The organism is Parabacteroides sp. An277 (assembly GCF_002159645.1).
In the GTDB taxonomy this organism is placed as follows: Bacteria; Bacteroidota; Bacteroidia; order Bacteroidales; family Tannerellaceae; genus Parabacteroides.
This window is the reverse complement of record NZ_NFJB01000014.1, coordinates 74,457-95,715: the sequence shown is the minus strand read 5'-3', so window position 1 is coordinate 95,715 and position 21,259 is coordinate 74,457. Positions and strand designations below refer to the sequence as shown.

Below are 21,259 nucleotides of genomic sequence, written 5' to 3'. Positions count from 1 at the left end.
ACTAAACTATAGAAATTGAACGGACTGAAACGTCTGTCCCAGTCCGTTAGAATTATTTAACGATAAAATTAATACCGATTGCTTGCGTAGGTCTTAGAATTCTGTGTGCTATATACCCATTACGACACACACCCCGGTGTCTTTTCTCGCGTTAGGGGAATTTCGGATAATCCTCGAACCGAGGCCGACGCTTTTCAAGGAAAGCCTTGCCTCCCTCCTGTGCCTCATCCGTCATATAGTAAAGCATGGTCGCATCGCCCGCCAATTCCTGAATGCCGATTTGTCCATCCAGTTCCGCGTTCAGTCCCGCTTTAATCATACGAAGCGCCAAGGGACTGTGTTGCATCATGGTCTCAGCCCATTCCACCACTTCGTCTTCCAGCTTATCCAAGGGGACTACTTTATTCACCATGCCCATTTCATACGCCTCCTGCGCCGTATATTGCCGGCAAAGGAACCAAATCTCGCGTGCCCGTTTCTGCCCTACGCAGCGAGCCAGATAAGAAGAACCCAGCCCCGCATCGAAGCTACCTACGCGCGGCCCCGTCTGTCCGAACCGGGCATTCTCGGAAGCAATAGTCAAATCACAGACGACATGCAACACATGCCCGCCTCCGATTGCATAGCCATTCACCATCGCAATGACCGGCTTCGGAAGCGAACGGATCTGCTTCTGCACATCGAGGATATTCAGCCGCGGCACGCCATCTGTCCCCACATAACCGCCACGGCCTTTTACATGCATATCCCCTCCTGAACAGAAGGCCTTGTCACCGGCCCCCGTCAAGACGACCACGTTGATGTCTTGCCGTTCACGACAAATATAAAAGGCATCACTCATCTCGGTCACGGTCGTTGGCGTAAACGCATTGCGATACCGTTCGCGGTTAATCGTAATCTTGGCAATGCCCTGATACATTTCAAACAAAATCTCCTTGTATTCCTTAATCGTTTTCCATTCACGCTTTGTTTCCATCTTTTCTTCGTTGTTTTTTAATTTAAAATAAACGTCATTTTCTCAATCCATGATAATATTCTTTCAGCAAACGAACGTCTTCCGCCTTATCAGTAAAGACCTCCATGAACTTCGGATTTCCCTGCTGGTCGGCCTGCATGAAATCGGGCAACGCGGCATCCAGTTCTTCCATCGTATGAACCGCCGTATAATCAAACCCACGCTCTTGAGCCCAGCCCTCCGCTTTCGTTTGATGCAAAGCGGTCACGAAACGATGTGTACGCACTTCCATCTTCAGCCCAGGCAACGACTGGAAGATTTCTCCTCCCCCATTATTAAGCAGCATAATACGCAGATTGCCCCGCAAATGATTGCACCATAGCGCATTCATATCATAGAAGAAACTCAAGTCCCCTATAAGGACAAAGTTCAGTTTATCGGATGCCCACGCATACCCCAGAGCCGTAGAGAGCGACCCCTCTATGCCGCTCGTTCCCCGGTTGCAACATACCTCCACACTATCCGGAATCTGGAAAAGCTGCGCATAGCGGACCGTAGAGCTATTCGCCAAATGCAACACCGCATCGGTCGGGAGCGCCTTCAAGACCTTACCGATAGCCGCCATTTCCGAAAAGGCAAAATCCGGTTCGGCCATCTGTTTCGAGAGCTGTTCCCACCGCTTCGGATATTCACAAGGTTTATTCTCCAACAGATAAGCGATCTTCTCCAGAAATTCAAAAGGATCCATCTCGATGACGGTGGTCAGCGAACAGAACGTATCCGTCACCTGCCCATCGGCCGCTACATGCCAATGCTCTTTCGGCGGATGTTTGCGTAAAAGCTGCTTCAATCGTTTGGAAACGACATGCCCGCCATAGGTAATCAGCAAATCCGGCACCAGCTTCGCCTGTTCCTCTTCCGGCAAGGCATAAATAATCGCATCAAAATTTTTCACCGGGATACCCGGAACGGTCTGATTGCCCGTATGCTCCGTCAACCAAGCAAAATGTTTATAAAGCAGCTTACAGATTTTCCGTTCAAAGAGGTAAATCAAGTTCATCTGGCCAACCACCATCATACGCTTCGTATAGCCGTTCAAACGGGTAATCAAGTCATCGTATTGACGGTCATAGACATTCAGCCCTTGATAACGGGTAATGACACGCACGTCGGGAAGTTCCTCAGCCGAGAAGCTAAATAATGGTTCGGATATAGGGACATTTATGTGCACAGGTCCCTTCCCGTGGTGGTTCAATTCCAACAATGCCTCATTGACAAGTCGATTGCAATACCATTCCTCTTCGGAAGTATGAATTTCCGGCAAATCTACAGAACTCTTTACTAACGAACCAAATACATTCGGTTGCGGAAGTGTCTGTCCATCCATCTGTCCAATCCAAGCAGCCGGACGGTCTGCTGAAATCACGACCAACGGCACCTGTTGGTAAAAAGCTTCCGCTACGGCCGGATGCAGATTCAAGAGCGCCGTCCCGGAAGTACAACACACAGCCGCCGGACGTCCGTTGCTCAAGGCCAAGCCCAAAGCAAAGAAGCCTGCACTTCGTTCGTCCGTGACGGAGTAGCAAGTAAAAAACGGATGGTTTGCCAGTGTATGAATAATAGGAGTATTGCGGCTGCCGGGACAAAGCACAACATGTCGAATCTCGTGTGCTTTCAATAAAGCAACCAATTGGAGGATGTTCTTTTTATCTGAATACATAAATGGTTATTCTATTATTTTCTTCATTGTTTGCATCTTATCGTTTGTCTCTTGCCATTCCTCTTGCAAGCGCGACGACGGGAGTAATCCGCCGCCTGCGAAAAGGGTATAACAATGGTCCTGCATGGTAGCACACCGGAGATTCACATACAAATCCGTCCGCCCCACAGGCGAGAGCCAACCAACGAATCCAGAATAGTAACTCCGGTCATATCCTTCCCGCTCGAGGATAAAACGATGGGCGATTTCCTTGGGAAATCCGCAAACAGCAGGCGTCGGATGCAACAAGTCCAGCAAATCACCCAAATGTTGCGTGTCGGGAAGCTCAAACCGGAAATCACTTCGGAGGTGGGCCAATTCAACGGCTACCGCGGAATAGGGTCCCTGTTCCTCGGGATGAATACCTTTTTTTTCGAGTTGCTCACGGATGTAGGTCGCCACCAATTGTTGTTCGCGCATGTTCTTTTCATCCCAGGGCTTGGGGAGTTGTCCATCCACTAAGTGTTGCGTCCCCGCCAAGGCAATGGTCTGCCATTGCGTGCCTTCTCCGGCCAGCAGGATTTCAGGCGTTCCGCCAATCCACGTGCCCGTCTGGGGCGTATGGCAAAGGTATACATAAGAATAGATGTAATGCCGACAAGCGCGGAAGAACGCTTTTCCGGGAGAAAGCCGTTCCGCCTTTTCCCACGTAAAACTCCGCGAAAGCACCAGCTTCTCTGCCTTCTTTGCATCCAAGGCAGACCAAAAATGCTGGAAAGCTACCTGGTACTGGTTCCATGCCTTTGCTTTGTCGGAAACATCGTATTCTTTGCGCGCAAACATGCCTATGTTTTCGGGCGAAGATGCCTTTGTTTTTTCCGGCAATTCGAAGCAATCGGGCTGGATTAGTACGATTGGATGTTCCGTTGAAACATGGAACGGAGCGATTACAAAACCGCTCCGCCCGTTTAATGCTGATAAATCATAGATTAAGTCAGGGCTTCCCGTGGTTTGCATCCGGAAATGGATGGTCTCCTCTCCCGGAATGCGCCATAGCGCGAAGCTCCTTCCTTCTTGTATTAATTGGTCTATTACAAATTCGTTTTCTTCTCTTATCATTTCTTTTTCATCACACTATTTACGACTCGGATGGAGGAAACCAAACGATCGGTTGAAGTGAACACGTCAACGTTCCACACATGCGACGAACGTCCTTTGTGCACAATCGTGCCCACCGCGCGTACTGTGTCTCCTTCGTGTGCCGAGGAGATATGGTTTCCGCTCACTTGCATCCCGACTACGATTTCATCCGGCTTTACCAAAAGCATCGAACCTAATCCCGCTACGGTTTCGGCCAAAGCCAACGTGGCGCCTCCATGCAGGATGCCGAAAGGCTGGCGCGTGCGCTCGTCTACTGGCATAGTCGCCTCCACACGGTCTTCCGAAGCGTATGTATATTGGATGCCCAAGTTCCCCATCAAGGCATGTTTCGCCCGTGCGTTGAGCTGGTCTAACGGAATCTCGGCCGGACGGATTGCCGACAAGATAGCCATTTCGATCGCTACGGCCACACCGTCCTGCTCGTTGGTGAGCGTCGTACGGTCCGTACAAACTTTCACCGAATCCCGCGCATTGCCCATGGCCACCGCCAAGCCTGCCAACTGCATCATCGGCACGTCAGCCGCTCCGTCGCCAATCGCCATCACCTCTTCCTTGTCCAGCTTCAGCATATCCATCAGCAGGGCAAGGGTATTTCCCTTATCCACGGTCGGCGGAACTACTTCGAGGAAATAATCTTCGGAACGGAACACTTCGGCAGCACCAGCCAATCTCCGTTTCCAATGATTCTCCAGCCCGATTAAAGCCTCTTCGTCGTCGCTCGCCAGAATACATTTGCAGGGCGCAAAATCTACGGCTTCCGGGAAATTCGGTACACCCTTAATATGCATGTTGTTCAAATCTGCCTCCTGGATAACGTGCGGATTTTCGGGATGGTCCGTCAAGATATGCTCTCCGATATAGGTAAAAATGGCGAAGTTATTCTTTTTTGCCTTCTTATCCAAATAGGGAAAGAGCGAGGGGTCGAGGCGCTTGTCGAACAACGCGCTTTCCGTTGCCATATCTATGATTTGGGCTCCATTATAGGAAATCACATATCCTCCGTAATTATTCAGTTCCAGCGAACGGGCAATCGGAAGAATGCCGCCCGTCGGACGTCCGGAAGACAACACAACATGTACGCCCATTTGTTGGGCCTTCATGATAGCCGAACGCGTGTGTTCGGTTATCTGTTTCTGGTCGTTCAATAACGTCCCGTCCACATCGATGACTAACATTTTATACTTCATGGCCTTTACCTTTTTTAGAGATTAGTCCTACAAAGATAAGGACAACAATCCAGAAAAAAAAGATTTTGGCGAAAAAAGCCAGGAAAAAACAAGAGGCGCAGGACTAATTAACTCTTAAAAAGTCCCGTGCCTCTGTTCCCCTATGGGGTTCGATTTTTATTTCATGTTGTCGTTTACCAACAACTTTCCTTTATATTCGCCAGTCAACGCGTTGAGGAAACTCTCGACCTTTTGCGCATCGGCAGCCGACATTTCCCGTCCTACCTGATACTTCGCCATCATCGTAATGGCCTCGTTCAACGTCTGGACGCTTCCGTCGTGATAATACGGATAGGTCAGCGCGACGTTACGCAACGTAGGCGTCTTGAAGCGATAGCGGTCGTGCTCGTCTTTCGTCTGCGCCCAACGGCCATTGTCGCCATCGGTCAGGCCGGACTTCTGCGTCAGTTCGCGGTCCTCGAAATAGTTGGCGCGCTGTCCCATCAGCTCGTAGGTCAATCCGCCCATGTTCACACCGGCATGGCAGGTCGCGCAATCATATTGCTTGAAGAGGTCATACCCGGCTATCTGCTCGGCAGTCATCGCCTGCTCGTCGCCTTTCAGGTAACGGTCGAACGCGCTATTCGGCGTTACCAACGTCTTCTCGAACTCGGCAATCGCATCGGTGATGGTCGCTTGGCTCAATCCTTCCGGATAAGCCACGGTAAAGCTGTCCACGAATGCCTTGTCTTCCGAAAGGCGGGCGACAATCTCGTCGAACGACTTGCAACCCATCTCGACCGGATTCAAAGGAGGACCACCGGCCTGTTCAGCCAACGTGCCCGCACGTCCGTCCCAGAACTGGACGAAATTGAAGCAAGCATTATAGACCGTCGGCGCATTGACGCCACCCAACTGCCCTTTGATACCTTCCGAATAACGCTTGTTGTCCACGCCGCCCGTATTCAGCCCGTGGCACGTAGCACACGAAATCGTTCCGTCTGCCGAAAGGCGCGTGTCGTGATAAAGCACATCGCCCAGCGCCGCCTTGCGGGCGTCATACGGGATGCTGTCCGGAACGGGACGCACCGTCTCGTTGGCAAACTGGGGAGCTGCCAACGGATTGGGGAAGAACTTCGCCCGCATCTCCTTGACTCCTGCCAACATCTGTTCGCGTTTGGTCGAGGTAATCGACGAGCCCCAATGTACCAAATAATACTGGCTGAGCGGCATCGAACCGTCGGCGATGGTCTGCTCCACTTTCGCCAAATCCACTTCGTTGGGCTGGGAGCCGTTACGCAGGGAGGCCATGAAAGGAGCCACGTCGAACGTCGCATATCCATCCTTCACATGCTTCCCGATCAACCCTTTGGCCACAGGCCAATTGGCATAAAACGGCAACTTCGGATTTGCGGAGTGGCACGCCAGACATCCGCCGTCCGTCAAGATTTGTTCCATTTGCTCGTTTGCCGGCAAATCGGCAGACGGAGCTTGGTTTACCATGCGATAGGCAATCGCCAATACAGCGACAATGCCGACCGCTCCTACCAAAATCTTAGCATTCTTTTTCATTTTGTTTCTGCTATTTTAAAAACCTATACAAAGATCAAATGTCATCCTTTTCCCCCTCTTGGCGGGAAATGGGCTGCAAAAGTAATACCATTCCTTCTAAAATGTCCACGATTAGGCTGATAATGCGCCTTCCCGCTTCTTTTTTTGATATAGTATACAAGATGTACTTCTAATTTTACCCATCCAGCACGACAAGGATAAAGAGACGCCGTCTCTTTACCCATCCAGTACGCGGAGGATAAAGAGATAGCGTCTCTTTATCTGCCCAGCACGCGGAGGATAAATATTAAATCTTTTCTTTATCCACACAGCGCGCGGAGGGTAAAGAGATGCCGTCTCTTTATCCGCCCAGCACGCGGAGGATAAATATTAAATCTTTTCTTTATCCACACAGCGCGCGGAGGGTAAAGAGACGCCTTCTCTTTATCCTTGTCGTGCTGGATGGGTAAAAACACGATTCAATCGCCTTAGATGGATAGTTCATCCAACACGCGGATGAGGTTCTTGTCGATCGGCTTGTCGCGCTTGATGGCTTCCGAAAAAGGAACGTACACGATTTCGTTGTCGCGGATGCCCATCATCACGTTCCGCTGTTCTTCCAAAATGGCTTGGACGGCAGCTTCGCCCAACCGGCTGGCCAGGATACGGTCTCCTGCGCTCGGCGCGCCGCCTCGTTGCAAATGGCCCAAGATCGAAACGCGCACTTCGTATTGCGGGTATTCCTTCCGCACCCGTTCGGCATAATGCATGGCGCCGCCGTCCTTCGGGCTTTCCGAGACGATGACAATGCTGCTGTTCTTTGTTTTGCGGAAGCCCCGGCTAATGAATTGCTCCAATTGGTCCACGTCGGTCTTGTCTTCCGGGATAATGGCGGCTTCGGCCCCCGACGCAATCGCGCTGTTCTGTGCCAGGAAACCGGCATCGCGCCCCATGACCTCGACAAAGAAGATGCGCTCGTGCGAGGTGGCCGTATCGCGGATCTTGTCCACACATTCCACGATGGTGTTCAAGGCCGTATCGTACCCGATGGTCGTATCCGTCCCGCAGAGGTCATTGTCTATCGTGCCCGGCAAACCGATGCAAACCACGTCGGGATATTCGTCGGCAAACAGGCGCGCGCCCGTCAAGGAACCGTCCCCGCCGATAATGACCAGGTAACCGATATTTTCCCGTTTCAAGACGTCGTAAGCCTTCCGCCGTCCTTCGGGCGTGGTGAATTCTTTCGAGCGCGCGGTCTTGAGGATGGTTCCCCCGCGCTGGATGATATTGCTGACGTCTTCGGTCGTAATCTCTTTCACTTCCCCGGCAATCAACCCTTCGTATCCGCGGTAGATGCCTTTCACCCGGAACCCGTTATAAATCGCGGCACGCGTCACGGCACGGATCGCCGCGTTCATGCCTGAAGCGTCGCCGCCCGACGTCAAAATCCCAATAAACAAATCTTTATTCATCGCGTTATTTTGTTTTTAAGCATAGGCGCAGGCAGCCTCCGCCGCCCTTGCCTATGCGCGAGACACACTAAATATATGAGAAAAATGTAAAGCTATTTCACTTCAATAACTTTTCCTTGTTTTTTCTCTGCCTCAGCCGACTTCTTCGGAATGTCAATCAAAAGCAACCCGTTTTCCACTTTGGCCGAAATCTTGTCTTTGTCCACATTATCCGGCAAAGCGATGGCCTGCTGGAATTTCGAATAAGAGAACTCGCGACGAAGATAACGTTTGTCTTTCTTTTCGTCCTTCGTTTCCTCTTTCTTCTCCATGTTGATGACCAAGTTGTTGTCGGTATCCAAATTGACCGAGAAATCTGCTTTCGTCATGCCCGGAGCCGCCACTTCCACATGGTAGCCCTTGTCGCTTTCCGCTACATTGATAGCCGGAGCTGTCGCATTGGCTTTCAACATCCATCCGTTGTCGAAGAAATCAGTAAAGATACCCGGCAACCAATCTTCATTTTTTCTTACAGGTGTCATAATAACCTCCTTTTTTTGATGATTAAACTTATATTATTTAGCGTTCCTGCCTGCGCAGGATTCTTATTTTCTTTTGTTCGATCCGCCTATTTGCCTCAATTTGCATTCCAAATCGCCCGACGAGCTGCAACGGTTCATTTTGTCATCATTTAAGAGTAGAAGCTGACTATTTGTCTGGATTTTCCCGCAAATACGACAATAAAATATCTATTTCCTTTCCGATTCCTTCCAATCTTGCCAATACGGATTCCAGCGAATTGCCATAAATGGAAGTCTTGAAAGATTCGACTTCGCGCGTCAAGGCCAATAGTTGTTCCCATAACGCTTTGTCTTGCGGAAACGATTTTTCATATTCTTCGGGTACCATAATTCATTTTTCCAGTTTCATTATGGCACATTCTTTGTTGAAAAACAACCGCCGGTGAGAAAAGAAAAGCGGAGCGCACGCAGACACGTGCCGCTTGGATGGATGATAATAGGAAGTCTTTCATATTGCTCCTTGCTTTTGTTTTCAGCCCTGTTCCCAAAGGATGCTGAAGTCCTTATAAAATAAAAGCGTGGGAACTGTTATATTACCGTTCAGAAGTATCCCCATACTCACTACAAGTAATATAAAGCCCCACGCCTATATTTATAATAGCTTGCACGGGGGCAATACTTATTACGCATATAAGGCTATGGAGCGTTTATCAACATTATCCATTGTAGCTAATGAAATTGGGGATTTCCTGAACACGGATAATATCTTCAAACGCATTCTTACTTTGTTGCTCTTTATTTCATTTGAGCACGACAAAAATATACATAATATTGATACGACCCTACAAATTGACGGGTAATTTAGATATTTTAGTCCGCCAACCGGATCACTTTCCCCTTTTCTTCTACATATTGATACAATTTCCGGTAAAAGGCATGACGCGAGAGGGTGGACGCGTCGCCGAGGAGGATGAGCTTCATGCGGGCACGGGTGATGGCGACATTCATCCGTCGAAGGTCGGAAAGGAAGCCAATCTTTCCGGTCTCGTTCGCGCGGACCAAGCTGATGAGGACGACGTCTCGCTCTTGTCCTTGGAAGCCATCGACGGTGTGTACCGTGAGGAGCGAACGAATGGGTTTGAAGAATGGAGTCCTTTTCAATAGCCTCCGGAGATAATAGACCTGCGCTTTGTAGGGCGAAATGATGCCGAAGTCGATGTGCTCTTCGAGGATGCGCTCTCTGCCGATACGCTCGATGTATGCCTGCAGCTGGAGGATAAGCTCTTCGGCTTCTTTCCGATTGAGGCGGCTCGAGCCCTCGGCGGATGTCTCTTCGGCCCATTCGCATCCGCCGGTGTCTACCCAGACGAGCGGCGTGTCGAGTGCTAAGATTCCCCGCTCTTTCACTTCGGGCGCAGCTTTTAATTGGTTGTCGTAGAACCAGGCGGATGGAAATCCCATGATGGCCTCATGCATCCGGTATTGGACGGTGAGAAGCGAGACGGTTGCTAGTTTCCGGGTGGCAATCTTTTGCATCAACGTCTGCGAGAGGCCGGCCTGGGCCGCTTCCGGGCATTTAATCGTCGGGGGAAGTTGTTGGTGGTCTCCGGCGAGGATAATCCGGTCTGTTTTCTGTATCGCAATCCACGACGCAGCCTCCAAGGCTTGCGCGGCCTCGTCGATGAAGAGCGTCGTGAAGTGATGCGCTTCGAGGAGTCGGTGGGAGGCTCCGACGAGCGTACAAGCGACGACGCGCGCCTCCTCGAACAATTCCCGGTCTATTTGCATCGTGAGCTCCGTCTCGCGGTATCGGAGGCGGGAAAGCCGGTTGCGGTCGGTCTCCCGTTGGCTCCCGCTTCGGTTTTTGAGGTTATTTTGGATGTCGCGGATGGTTTTCCGTATGCCCCAAAGTTCGGGGTAATCGGGGTGGGCTTCGAAGCGACGTTCATAGGTAAATGAGAGCATCTTATCGGTCACCCGTGTCGGATTACCCATGCGGAGGACGTTCACGCCCCTGTCCATGAGCTTTTCGGATATCCAGTCTACGGCCATGTTACTTTGCGCGCAAACCAGCACTTGTGTCTCGCGATGAAGGGTCTCGTAAATCGCCTCAACCAGCGTGGTGGTTTTCCCGGTCCCGGGCGGTCCGTGCACGATTGCGACGTCTTTGGCGGCCAGTACTTCGTTCACCGCCTTCTCTTGCGAGCTGTTCAGCCAGGGAAACCGAAGCGGAAAAAGCTTCCGGCGCTCGGCCGGCTGGTTTCCGAGGCAAATATCCCTTAATTCGGCCAGCCGCGTGCCTTTCGCTGCCATCACGGCTTTCAGGGCGGCGAACATGGACTTGTAACTGGTCTCGTCGAAATAAAGCTGAATGCCGAGGTCTGCTTCGCCTTGGATTTCCAGGAGCGCGGAGGGAGAAGGGAGCGTCACGACCATTTTTTGCTCTTGGACATAGCTCACGACCGAGGCGAAGGAAAAAAACCGTGGGCGCCCTTGGCCGTCTGTCTTAAAAAAACGAACGGGACGGCCGTATTCGAAGGCGTGTTCCCCCTCGGGCGCGTCCCGTTTTTCCAGTTCAATTACGAATTGATTTAATGAATTATAGTAGTTTCTCCCTGTCGTAACCGGATACCAACAAATTCCTTGCTGCATGTTCCGCGCGAGGCCCGCCTGCGTCGAGGCGGCTTCGTAGGCTGCTTTTTCGAAGGCGTATTCTTACGCCAACGCGTCGTATTGCGTTTGCAGTTCGCTCTGCGGATTCATCCAGGCTTAATCCAGGTAAATGGGTTCCAAATACTGTACCACGAGCGGGTTTCCGCCGTCGTAGGTCTCGATGCGAAGCGTATAATTGCCTTCTGTCAAGTCATTGACCATCGTAAATTGACATCCGTTCTCGTCGCGTTGGGAAATGGCCTCCGCGCTTATCTTTTCGTCGTATCCTTGATCGTTTTGCAAGATGATGTCGCCGGGATTCTCTCCTGTCTTGTCCACCAGGGTAAATTCTCCCAACCAATCAATTTGCGTCAAGGCGCCGCGCTTGATGTGGTTCGGATTTTCTGCGTCGCCTCCTTCGACCTGGAAGACGCGCGTAATCTGCGGTTGTATCTCTTCCTCACCCGTATTCGAAGCGGAAGAATCGTCATCTTTCGCGGGGGAGCTAATGATTCCTGCCTGCACCAATGTTTTCTGTAGTTTGTAGATCTTGGCGTTCACATCCTCGATGATTTCCTTCATCCGAGCCTCTTTCTCGGCGTCTCGCTCGATAAAGAAGTTGACGCGGTACAAGGCGTTGATAGTTTTTGCCAAAGTGCGAAAGGCGGCGTCTACTTTCGGACGAATCGACTTCATGTTCTCCGACCGATACTGCGAATATTCTACATTGGAACGCGCGCGGTAAATCTGGATAAACGCCTCGTTCGCTTCCTTCAATTCCGTGAGGTCGGTGGTCAGTCCCAGCGTTTCCAGGTCGGCTGCGTTTTGCTCCTCTTCCATCTCTTGCAAAAACTTGGAAATGGCCGAAGAGTTGTTCATCAACGATAGCCGAGGCGCATTTTTGTAGGGTTTGAGCACTCGGATGAGGCGCAAAGCCGCGTTTCGCTTCGATTCGTTCGAGGAATACTGCCCCGCGTTTATAGTTTGAGAGATGAGCAAGAAAGCGTTGTCGCGCTTCTTGTCTTGCGCCAGCACATCCGGCGTCTCGTCATACGAACGGCTGCGCAGATGGCACGCGCGCTCGACATCAAACATGGCGGCATAATTGTTTCGCAAGAACCCGATTCCCAGCTCATCCGTGAATTCTTTCGTGATAATATCCAGGAACGCTTGGTTCACATCGTAATGCTCGCCGTTTCGTGCGTTGGAAAATCCAAATCCTTCGTTAATTTCTTCGACTACCATTTTTCTATTTATTTAAATTGTTATTTCGATTGGCGGACCCCTCCGACGTTGACAAAAATCATTTTTCCTGTCGGCGGACCCCTCCGCCATTGATAAAAATCATTTTTCTTGTCAGCGGATTCCTCCGCCTGGGATAAAATCATTTGAAAATGCCGGGTACCTCGGTAAAAATATATAATATGAATAAAATACGATGGATCGAGGCCCCGGCAAAAATTTCTGTTAAACTAAAACATTTAAATATGCTTTGACAAATAGTCTGCGGCAAATTTACGGTTTAAAAAGTAATAATCCTAATCTATTTGCATTTTTCTTTCTTAAAAAAGTTAATTTCGCGGTTTTAGATGATTTTTGCCTGCGCAAGGGGACTTTTTATATCCCCAAAAGGATTTATACGATAAAAAAACCTCTGGAAAAAACGAAATAGACTTTTCGTTCTCCAGAGGTCGTTTCTAATTAATGAATACAAAATTAATTATTAACATATATGCCTTTTCACAAAGGTTGCTGCAAATATAGGGATAAAATAGGAAATCTCCCATACCGAGTGCTATTTTCTTTGAAAAAAAATCCTCCGGAAAAGAAGAAATGGATTTCCCTTTCCCAGAGGATACAAAACATGTATAACCAAATACTAAATACGTAAGGGTATGCCTTTTCACAAAGGTTTTCGCAAATATCGGGATTAAAAATGAACTCTCCAAGAGATTACGCCATTTTTTTCGAAAAAAAAGCCTCCGGAAAAGCGAAAATGACGTTCACGCTTTCCAGAGACTCATCATGAAAAGATATTCACAAAAATAGCTTAATAGCATTCCCTTTTCCCAAAGGGCGTGGCAAAAGTAGGGATTTAAACGGACTCCATCAACATGAATCCCTATTTTTTGCCTTAAAAATGATTAATCCCCCTGCACCAAACGGATTTTTCCCTCCGAAAACCCCCACACGAAGAAAGATTACCCTCTTTTCCTTGGGAAGAATACATATTATTAACTACCTTTGCCTCGAGAAATAGAATGAGGTATCAGACATGAAAGAAAATGAATTTGTATTTGGTATCCGGGCTGTGATGGAAGCCATCCAAGCGGATAAGGAGATAGATAAGATATTAATACGCCGCGACTTGCAAGGGGAGTTGGCCAAGGAACTTTTACAGCTCGCGAAGGAAAAAAGGATTCAGGTCCAGCGGGTGCCGAACGAACGACTCGATCGATACACGAGAAAGAACCACCAGGGAGTCGTCGCATTCGTTTCGGCCATTGCCTACCAGCGGCTGGAAGATATTATCCCGTTTCTTTACGAAGAGGGGCGCGACCCATTCGTTGTATTGCTCGACGGCGTGACGGACGTCCGGAACTTTGGTGCAATTGCCCGGACATGTGAGTGCGCGGGGGTGGACGCGATAATTATCCCTTCGCACGGCAGCGTAAGCGTCCACGCAGACGCCATAAAGACATCGGCCGGAGCGCTGCACGTGCTGCCCGTATGCAAAGAAAATAGCATCAGCGGAGCCATCCGCTATCTCCAACAGAGTGGCGTGAAGGTGTACGCGGCCACGGAAAAGGCCACTGAAGATTATACCTCCGTGCGTTACGAGGGACCGACGGCCATCGTCATGGGTGCGGAAGACAAGGGCGTTTCCTACGAAAATCTTCGTATTTGCGATGGGATGGTGAAAATCCCGCAGTACGGAACGATTGCGTCGTTGAATGTGTCCGTCGCCGCAGGTATTTTGATTTATGAGGTTGTTCGGCAGCGTCGGCAAAGCGAAAAATGAATTTTTCCTATAATCCTAAAGATAAGAAAAGATGAAAAAAGTAATTTCAACCGAGAAAGCGCCTGCGGCCATCGGACCATACAGTCAGGCGATTGAAGTAGGGAACTTCCTGTTCGCTTCCGGGCAATTGGGTTTAGACCCGGCCACGGGCGACTTCGCTCAGGGCGGCGTGCAAGCGCAGACCGAGCAGGCGTTCCAAAACGTGAAGGCTATCTTGGAAAAGGCGGGATACGGACTTGAAAACGTAGTAAAGACGACGGTCTACCTCGCCGACATGGCCGATTTTGCTGCCGTAAACGAGATTTATGCGAAACAATTCAGCGGAGACTTCCCGGCCCGCTCCGCCGTAGCCGTCAAAACGCTACCGAAGAACGGGCTCGTGGAAATTGAAGTGATTGCGGCCAAATAAGGTTTTTCTTAGACGACGCGCCATAGTTCGTCGCCGCGGACTTCGAGAGGCATCGGGATATTGTCTGTAAAAAGAGACCCGGTGCCTAATCCTTGCGGAAGAGAGGTCGGCAAAGTAGCGCACCATTGCGCGAGGGCGTTCAAGCCGATGTTCGATTCGAGCGCAGACGTGACCCACCAGCCGATGCCTAATCCATCCGCCAAACGAATCCATTCCATCGCTCCCGCCATCCCCCCATGCAACGAAGGCTTCAGGATGATGTACGAGGGGCGGATGCATTCCAATAATTGTTTTTTCTGAGCTTCAGTGCCGATGCCAATCAATTCCTCGTCGAGAGCGATAGGCAGCGGGCTCGTCCGAGCGAGCGAAGCCATCGCGTCCCATTGTCCGGCCCGGATCGGTTGCTCAATCGAGTGGAGGTCCAGTTCGGCCAGTCGGCGAAGCTTATCCGGAGCTTCCGGCACCGAAAAAGCACCATTCGCATCGACGCGAAGCTCCATTTCGTCGGCCGAGAAGTGCCGCCGTATGATTTTCAATAAAGCCAGTTCGTCGTCGAATCCGATGGCGCCGATTTTGAGTTTTATGCAACGAAAACCGGCCTGCATCTTCCGTTCGATTTGTTCGAGCATGGACTTGTAACTTCCCATCCAAATTAACCCGTTGATAGGAATGCCTTGCTCTCCGCGCGAGAAAGGAGTGTCCCAGAGGTCCGTCGTACCCCTCGCGTAATGCCGAAAAGCGGTTTCCAAACCGAAAAGGATAGAAGGATAGGGACGAAGCGATTCGGGGTCGACGCCGCCCGCCTGTTCAGCCTCCCGACAGGCTTTTGCCAAGAGAAGTTCGTAATTCGGAAGGTCATCGCAACTTAAATTCGGAAGCGGGGCACACTCCCCTATCCCGAAACGTTCGGGCTGTTCGTCGGAGGTCAAGCGAAGGTACCAAACCTTCCGTGTCGTATAAATACCGCGCGACGTACCCGCCGGTTGTTTAAAATGCAAGGTCTTTGCCTCGATAGAGATGTGAAACATGAAATGATATGCGTTTAGGATAAAATAAATTCAAATAAAAGCGCGAGGTTCAAGAGGGTCACGATGCTACCCAGGATAAGGAGAATCCATCGCGTAGAAGGGCTATTCGCAAACCGCCCCATGACTTTCGGACTGGAGGTGAGGTAAACCTGCGTAAAAATCGTGATGGGCAATTGGAGGCTCAATACCATTTGGGAAATAATAAGTCCTTGGAACGGATTACCTATCAAACAAATCAAAAAAAGAGCCGGGAGGTAAGAGCAGACCACTCCCAAGCGCGAATGCAAGTCCCGGTGATGGTAAGCCTCCCCGAAAATGCCCGCAAAGATGGAAGCTCCCGCAATACCCGACGTAATCGTCGACGAAACGCCCGCGAGCAATAACGCCGCCGCGAAGATAACCCCCGCATTGTTTCCCACCAGCGGAGCCAGCAACGCTTGCGCCTGATCCAATTCGGTGACGGCAATGCCCTCCTGAAAGAACGTAGACGCCGCGAGGATAATCATGGCCGAGTTGATGCCCCAACCAATCACCATCGAGAGCAGCGTATCGTAAAACTCATACTTTAATTGTTTTTTGATAACGGTTTCGTCCTCCAGATTCCAATTACGGCTCTGGATGACTTCGGAATGGAGGAATAAATTGTGCGGCATGACTACGGCGCCTAAAACACTCATCACGACAAGGAGCGAACCCTCTGGGAAGGTCGGCTTCACCCAACCACTTGCCGCCGCGCTCCAATCGACATCGACCAAGACCAATTCATAGAGGAAAGATAATCCAATGATAGAGACGAACGTGATAATCCATCGCTCAATCTTGCTGTACGTGTTCGAAAGCAACATCAGAAAGCAAACACCCGTCACGATAACCGCTCCGACCTCAATCGGGATGCGAAAAAGCATTTGCAAAGCGATGGCCCCTCCGAGAATCTCGGCCAACGAAGTAGAGATACTTGCCAACATCGCCGAAAACAAAATAGGCCGACTGAGCTTCTTCGGGAGATAACGCGTAGTCGCCTCAGAAAGGCATAATCCGGTAACGATTCCTAAATGCGCTACATTGTGTTGGATAATAATCAGCATGACCGACGAAAAGGTCACCACCCAAAGCAACGCATACCCGAACTCGGAACCAGCGGCAAGGTTCGTAGCCCAATTGCCTGGGTCGATGAATCCGACCGTCACCAAAAGTCCCGGTCCAATATACTTGAGCAAATCCAAAGCCGCCGAGCGCGGATGATGATTCTTCTTAAGCTTATCTAATAACTTCATATTTTGAATGTCGTTTATTTTGCATCTAATTCTCGTTTATTTTCCTTTTGTTTCTCGTTTATTTTATTTTTAATAACAACTCATATCTTTCGTTTGTTTGATTTCATCCGGGGAAAGTCAGGATAAAAGTCGTATAAGGCGTTGACGGACCTGTTTTAAGAGCCAAACTACCTCCGGAGAGCCGCATGATTTGACGCGAAATCGATAATCCTATTCCGCTTCCCTTTTCTTTCGTCGTAAAGAACGGGATAAAGATATGATCGGCCTCTTCAGGCGGAATAGCAGGACCATTGTTGCTCACTTCAAGGATTACTTGCTCCTCTTCATCGCAATAGGCGTAGAGCCGTATCCAGGCGTCCTGTTGCGTAGGACCGATAGCTTGAATGGCATTCTTCAAAAGATTGAGCAATACCTGGGAAATAAGATTTTCGTCGGCATGGAGAATCAAATCTTCCGGCTGAATCTCTTTTTGGAATACAATATGAGGACATGGATGATGCAGACAAGCCAAACGAATGATTCGTTCGAAAAATGGCGCCAAATAGAAAAGTGTAGGCTGCGGCGTAGGGATATGCGTGAACTTACGATAGGATTCGACAAAGGAAATAAGTCCCTTGCCCGTTGTCCGGATGACTTCCAGCCCTTCCCGTACATCCTCGTTCATACCTTCTTGCATCGCGAGCAGCGTATCACTAAGCGACGTAATCGGTGCAACTGAATTCATAATTTCATGCGTTAGTACTCGCGTCAGGCGTATCCAAGATTCAATCTCCTTTTCATCCATCTCGTCATTGATTTCATTCAAAGCAATGATTCGCACATGTTTGTCTCGCAACTGCATCTCCGAGACACGCAAAGAGAGATTGACCGCGCCCCGTTCATGCGTAAAAGAGATTTGTTGCTTTTCGCCTGGTTGTATGTTTTCTATCGTGCGTGCCAATACCTCATCAATCCGGACCAATTGTTTCACATGGGTAAAAATAGAAATGCCCAATAAATGCAATGCAGCCGTATTGCTCTGGTAAATGTTTCCCTTGTCGTCAATCACGATTATACCGGTCTTCACCGAATTCATAATTAGCTCGTAATACTTTTCCCGTTGTACGGCCTCCGCTTTAGCCTGAAACAGGATTTGAGTGATACGGTTCATCGATTCGAGCACCAGTTTGTCGTCTTCTGAATACCCATCTGTCGCATATTTAAAGGCATAGTCGTTATTATTAATGGCATCAAACATAAAGGCTACTTTTTGCGCATTAAGCCCATATAATTTACGAATACGAAAAATAAGATAACCAATACTCAGCAAGGCAAAAGGCAGAACAGACCATTCGATATAAGCGACAGACCACACGCTCACGCCACTCACCGCAATAAGTAACACAAGATGCAACGTCAAACTATGGGAAAGCCGTTTAAAGCCCATATCGCTTCAATTTATTGTAAAGCGTTTGCCGGGATATACCCAATTGATTGGCCACTAACGACAGATTGCCTTCATGTTGCGTCATCGCTGCTTTTATCATCTTGTATTCCATCTCCTCCAAAGTTTGAAAAGGAGTCTCTGTTTGGGTGGATTCATCCAACTTGATAGACTGTTGCCGAGGAAACTCAAAATAGAAATCTTCCACCGTATCTCCCTCGCAAATAATCACAGCTTTCTCAATGGCGTGTTCCAATTCGCGGATATTACCGAGCCAAGGTTGAGATTCGAGAAGTCTTTCCGCCGTTTCGCTGAACTGGAGTTCAGGTTTCTGGTAAAGTTCGCCATATTTCTGCAAGAATCCCATCGCCAACGGTACAATATCTTCTTTTCGCTCGCGAAGAGGAGGAATTTCGACATGAATCGTATTAATACGATAAAGAAGGTCTTCGCGGAACTCTTCTTTGGAAACCATTTCCTGTAGATTACGATTAGTCGCACAAATCAATCGGATATTAATCGGAATAGGAGTGTTACTTCCTACACGGACAATACTACGTCTTTGCAAAGCCGTTAGTAACTTGGCTTGCAAATGATAAGACAAATTTCCAATCTCGTCAAGAAAGAGAGTTCCATTATTGGCCGTCTCAAACTTTCCCGCTCTATCTGTACGAGCATCGGTAAATGCTCCCTTCACATAACCAAATAGCTCGCTCTCAAAAAGAGTTTCCGTGATAGCACCCATATCTACCGGTACCATTGCCGCATGTTTCCGTTTCGATAGCGCATGTATTTCGCGTGCCAACATTTCCTTTCCGGTTCCATTCTCACCTGTGATAAGCACATTAGCATCGGTCGTTGCCACCTTTTCAACCAATTGATGGAGCCGTATCATCGCTGGAGACTCTCCCCAATACATATTTCCCGTCTGACACTTTTCCCCTTTCGTACCTTCCCTTGTCCGCTTTTGCAAATAAGCCGCCCGCAAGGTTTCGACAAGCTTGGTATTATCATAGGGCTTTACAATAAAATTATTAGCTCCCTCTTTCATGCCCCGTACCGCTAATTCAATATCAGCATAGGCCGTAAAGAGAACTACTTGCACTTCAGGATACCGTTCTTTTATCTGGTGAAGCCAATAAAGCCCTTCATTGCCCGTATTGAGCCCCGCCTCAAAGTTCATGTCTAAAAGCACGACATCAATATCTCGCTCCGAAAGAGTCTGTAGTAATTTTTTAGGAGAAGATAGTGTAAACACCTCCTCAAACACACTCTTTAGGAGCAGCTTGGAGGCTGCCAACAACGCTTTATTATCATCAACCACTAAGATTATTCCTTCTTTCTCCATTCTTTCTTTGCTTTAAATCCGCGCAAAGGTAGGCATTATTTTTGAATCTCCGCTTCCAAGACAATAATGGATTTGGACGGCATCTCTACGCGTAACTCATCTCCCTCCCAATAAATATGGCGGAAAGGAACAGGCTTTACGACATCGGGATCTTCGAAAGTATTATGCGATTGGATTTCGGGAGCCGTCAAAATACGTCCATTCACCGCTTTTACTTGAAGACCTGATATATCGATACGTACCGTTTCGCTCTGTTTCAAATCTACATTAGCCAAGCTGATGTGTATTTTCCCAGCGTTATCTCGCGAGGCAGATACACTGAGCATAGGAACCTCCCGATTGTCTCGTACTTTCACCTTATCACATATCAAATCTAATGGCAGATAAGTTGCATTTTGGTGTACTTTATACATCTCGAACACGTGGTAAGTGGGGGTAAGCAACATCTTATTGCCTTCAGTTAGTACCATGGCTTGAAGCACATTGGCTATTTGGGCAATGTTCGTCATTTGCACACGGTCCGTATATTTATGAAATACATTGAGCGTTAGTGCAGCTACAAAAGCATCCCGCAAAGTGTTTTGTTGATAAAGATGTCCTTGAATAGTCCCTGGCTCCTCATCCCACCAAGTACCCCATTCATCTACCAAAAGCGCGATTTGTTTCTGCGGGTCATATTCGTCCATAATCTGAATGTGCTTTTGCATTACGGGTTCGATTTCCAAACATTTACCCAACGCCCAATAATAGTCTTCATCCGTAAAGTTCGTAGCGGAACCTTTGCTTCCGTCCCAGCCCATTACTGTATAATAATGCAAAGAAAGCCCATGCATCCGATTCCCTACACGTTGCATCAGCACCTTTGTCCAATTATAATCGTAATCGCTCGCCCCACTTGCTATCTTGAATAGTTGATTTCCGTTGTAATTCCGACAATAAGTGGCATAACGACGGTATAAATCCGCATAATATTCCGGCCGCATGCTTCCACCACATCCCCAACTCTCATTACCTACACCGATGTATTTCACTTTCCATGGCTTTTCTCGTCCGTTTTCCTTACGAAGTTTGGCCATAGGCCCCTCCTCAGCCGTCATGTATTCTACCCATTTCGCCATCTCTTCGACCGTACCGCTTCCTACGTTCAAACTTACATAAGGTTCGCATCCGATGAGTTCGCACAGGTTTAGAAATTCGTGTGTGCCAAAACTATTATCTTCTACCGTACCTCCCCAATTGTTATTTACCATGCGCGGACGGTTTGCTACCGGTCCAATGCCATCCATCCAATGATATTCATCCGCAAAACATCCACCCGGCCAACGAAGTACCGGTACTTGGAGCTTTTTCAATGCTTCCAATACATCCGTCCGATAACCTTGTACGTTCGGAATATCGCTTTCGGGTCCGACCCAAAGTCCGCCATAAATGCACGAACCCAAATGTTCGGCAAATTGTCCGTAAATATTCTTATGGATAACTTGCTTTCCCTGTTCCGGATAAATACGAACCGAAGCTTCCCGTTGTGCTTGGGCAGATAAAGTAAATGCCGCCGCAAGAACTAATAAAATGCTTTTCATTGTATCTTTATACTTGTTT

At 48.9% G+C, this 21,259-nt stretch carries 17 protein-coding genes and 1 pseudogene; 3 read left to right on the top strand and 15 right to left on the bottom strand.

Annotation, left to right across the window (positions count from 1 at the left end; genetic code table 11):
• Positions 1-151: 151 nt before the first annotated feature.
• The 8 genes from menB to B5F77_RS07365 form a co-directional block, all read right to left on the bottom strand.
• Positions 152-976 (bottom strand): 1,4-dihydroxy-2-naphthoyl-CoA synthase, encoded by an 825-nt coding sequence (gene menB, locus B5F77_RS07400; protein ID WP_087329517.1) that lies wholly within the window; start codon positions 974-976, stop codon positions 152-154.
• Between the two features lie 34 nt (positions 977-1,010).
• A complete protein-coding gene (gene menD, locus B5F77_RS07395; protein WP_087329515.1) occupies positions 1,011-2,675 on the bottom strand; it encodes a 2-succinyl-5-enolpyruvyl-6-hydroxy-3-cyclohexene-1-carboxylic-acid synthase in 1,665 nt (554 codons plus the stop codon).
• A 6-nt stretch (positions 2,676-2,681) separates the two neighbouring features.
• Positions 2,682-3,773 (bottom strand): isochorismate synthase, encoded by a 1,092-nt coding sequence (locus B5F77_RS07390; protein WP_087329513.1) that lies wholly within the window; start codon positions 3,771-3,773, stop codon positions 2,682-2,684.
• Positions 3,770-5,002: a Cof-type HAD-IIB family hydrolase gene (locus B5F77_RS07385; protein ID WP_087329511.1), complete on the bottom strand. Its 1,233-nt coding sequence runs from the start codon at positions 5,000-5,002 to the stop codon at positions 3,770-3,772. The genes B5F77_RS07390 and B5F77_RS07385 overlap by 4 nt, the downstream gene beginning before the upstream one ends.
• Positions 5,003-5,158: 156 nt before the next feature.
• Positions 5,159-6,553, bottom strand: coding sequence for a cytochrome c peroxidase (locus tag B5F77_RS07380; RefSeq protein WP_087329509.1), 1,395 nt, complete (start codon positions 6,551-6,553; stop codon positions 5,159-5,161).
• Positions 6,554-7,020: 467 nt separating this feature from the next.
• The gene (gene pfkA / locus B5F77_RS07375; RefSeq protein ID WP_087329507.1) at positions 7,021-8,004 is read right to left on the bottom strand and encodes a 6-phosphofructokinase; all 984 of its coding nucleotides are present in this window, start codon (positions 8,002-8,004) and stop codon (positions 7,021-7,023) included.
• A gap of 92 nt (positions 8,005-8,096) precedes the next feature.
• On the bottom strand, positions 8,097-8,525 hold the full coding sequence (locus B5F77_RS07370) for an Hsp20/alpha crystallin family protein (protein WP_087329505.1): 429 nt from the start codon (positions 8,523-8,525) through the stop codon (positions 8,097-8,099).
• A 166-nt stretch (positions 8,526-8,691) separates the two neighbouring features.
• Complete coding sequence (locus tag B5F77_RS07365) at positions 8,692-8,892, bottom strand: hypothetical protein (protein WP_087329503.1); 201 nt, start codon at positions 8,890-8,892, stop codon at positions 8,692-8,694.
• A gap of 310 nt (positions 8,893-9,202) precedes the next feature.
• Between B5F77_RS07365 and B5F77_RS15705 the strand changes: the two genes are divergently transcribed.
• Complete coding sequence (locus B5F77_RS15705; protein WP_162607966.1) at positions 9,203-9,364, top strand: hypothetical protein; 162 nt, start codon at positions 9,203-9,205, stop codon at positions 9,362-9,364.
• A gap of 10 nt (positions 9,365-9,374) precedes the next feature.
• Here the strand turns inward: B5F77_RS15705 and B5F77_RS07355 are convergent.
• Both B5F77_RS07355 and B5F77_RS07350 read right to left on the bottom strand, forming a co-directional pair.
• Positions 9,375-11,267: pseudogene (locus B5F77_RS07355) on the bottom strand (AAA domain-containing protein).
• A 6-nt stretch (positions 11,268-11,273) separates the two neighbouring features.
• Positions 11,274-12,401 (bottom strand): DUF6261 family protein, encoded by a 1,128-nt coding sequence (locus B5F77_RS07350; protein ID WP_087329498.1) that lies wholly within the window; start codon positions 12,399-12,401, stop codon positions 11,274-11,276.
• A gap of 1,030 nt (positions 12,402-13,431) precedes the next feature.
• Here B5F77_RS07350 and rlmB point away from each other — a divergent pair.
• Both rlmB and B5F77_RS07340 read left to right on the top strand, forming a co-directional pair.
• Positions 13,432-14,178, top strand: coding sequence for a 23S rRNA (guanosine(2251)-2'-O)-methyltransferase RlmB (gene rlmB / locus B5F77_RS07345; protein ID WP_087329496.1), 747 nt, complete (start codon positions 13,432-13,434; stop codon positions 14,176-14,178).
• Positions 14,179-14,209: 31 nt separating this feature from the next.
• Entirely contained in the window at positions 14,210-14,587 is a 378-nt protein-coding gene (locus B5F77_RS07340; protein ID WP_087329494.1) for a RidA family protein, read from the top strand.
• A gap of 8 nt (positions 14,588-14,595) precedes the next feature.
• Here the strand turns inward: B5F77_RS07340 and B5F77_RS07335 are convergent, their stop codons facing one another.
• From B5F77_RS07335 to B5F77_RS07315, 5 genes are all read right to left on the bottom strand, one after another.
• Entirely contained in the window at positions 14,596-15,615 is a 1,020-nt protein-coding gene (locus B5F77_RS07335) for an o-succinylbenzoate synthase (protein ID WP_087329492.1), read from the bottom strand.
• A 14-nt stretch (positions 15,616-15,629) separates the two neighbouring features.
• The gene (locus B5F77_RS07330; protein WP_087329490.1) at positions 15,630-16,889 is read right to left on the bottom strand and encodes an Nramp family divalent metal transporter; all 1,260 of its coding nucleotides are present in this window, start codon (positions 16,887-16,889) and stop codon (positions 15,630-15,632) included.
• Positions 16,890-16,992: 103 nt separating this feature from the next.
• A complete protein-coding gene (locus B5F77_RS07325) occupies positions 16,993-18,315 on the bottom strand; it encodes an ATP-binding protein (RefSeq protein WP_087329488.1) in 1,323 nt (440 codons plus the stop codon).
• The gene (locus B5F77_RS07320) at positions 18,305-19,660 is read right to left on the bottom strand and encodes a sigma-54 dependent transcriptional regulator (RefSeq protein WP_087329486.1); all 1,356 of its coding nucleotides are present in this window, start codon (positions 19,658-19,660) and stop codon (positions 18,305-18,307) included. Before B5F77_RS07320 ends, B5F77_RS07325 begins: the two co-directional genes overlap by 11 nt.
• Before the next feature lie 35 nt (positions 19,661-19,695).
• Complete coding sequence (locus B5F77_RS07315) at positions 19,696-21,240, bottom strand: alpha-L-arabinofuranosidase C-terminal domain-containing protein (RefSeq protein WP_087329485.1); 1,545 nt, start codon at positions 21,238-21,240, stop codon at positions 19,696-19,698.
• Positions 21,241-21,259 lie beyond the last annotated feature (19 nt).